Origin of the sequence: Meridianimarinicoccus zhengii (assembly GCF_003254465.1) — a bacterium.
Lineage (GTDB): Bacteria > Pseudomonadota > Alphaproteobacteria > Rhodobacterales > Rhodobacteraceae > Meridianimarinicoccus > Meridianimarinicoccus zhengii.
Genome location: NZ_QDFI01000197.1, coordinates 1 through 754, shown reverse-complemented (window position 1 = coordinate 754; position 754 = coordinate 1). Strand labels below are relative to the sequence as shown.

Sequence of the window (754 nt, the reverse complement as noted above, 5' to 3'; positions counted from 1 at the left end):
AAGGCCGAAAAAATCAGCGCTCGACACGGACTCATTGTCACCACCCGTCACCTAAAATCTACTCAGCGTCGGCAAAGGAGCCATGGGTTCTAGCAACTAACTTACCTGTTGAAATTCGAACACCCAAACAACTTGTTAATATCTATTCGAAGCGAATGCAGATTGAAGAAACCTTCCGAGACTTGAAAAGTCCTGCCTACGGACTAGGCCTACGCCATAGCCGAACGAGCAGCTCAGAGCGTTTTGATATCATGCTGCTAATCGCCCTGATGCTTCAACTAACATGTTGGCTTGCGGGCGTTCATGCTCAGAAACAAGGTTGGGACAAGCACTTCCAGGCTAACACAGTCAGAAATCGAAACGTACTCTCAACAGTTCGCTTAGGCATGGAAGTTTTGCGGCATTCTGGCTACACAATAACAAGGGAAGACTTACTCGTGGCTGCAACCCTACTAGCTCAAAATTTATTCACACATGGTTACGCTTTGGGGAAATTATGAGGGGATCTCTCAGGGCTTAGTGATCACCCAGGGATTTATCGGTAGCGAAAATAAAGGTCGTACAACGACGCTTGGCCGTGGAGGCAGCGATTATACGGCAGCCTTGCTGGCGGAGGCTTTACACGCATCTCGTGTTGATATCTGGACCGACGTCCCGGGCATCTACACCACCGATCCACGCGTAGTTTCCGCAGCAAAACGCATTGATGAAATTGCGTTTGCCGAAGCGGCAGAGATGGCAACTTTTGGTGCAA

At 49.1% G+C, this 754-nt stretch carries 1 protein-coding gene and 1 pseudogene; both read left to right on the top strand.

Features of this window, described 5'->3' with window-relative positions; translation table 11 throughout:
* A pseudogene (locus tag DDE13_RS22595) lies at positions 1–500 on the top strand (IS4-like element ISVsa5 family transposase); the annotation flags it as partial.
* Positions 475–754 (top strand): amino acid kinase family protein (locus DDE13_RS22590; protein ID WP_449288506.1); only part of this gene is annotated, 280 nt, incomplete at its 3' end. The pseudogene DDE13_RS22595 and the gene DDE13_RS22590, both read left to right, overlap by 26 nt.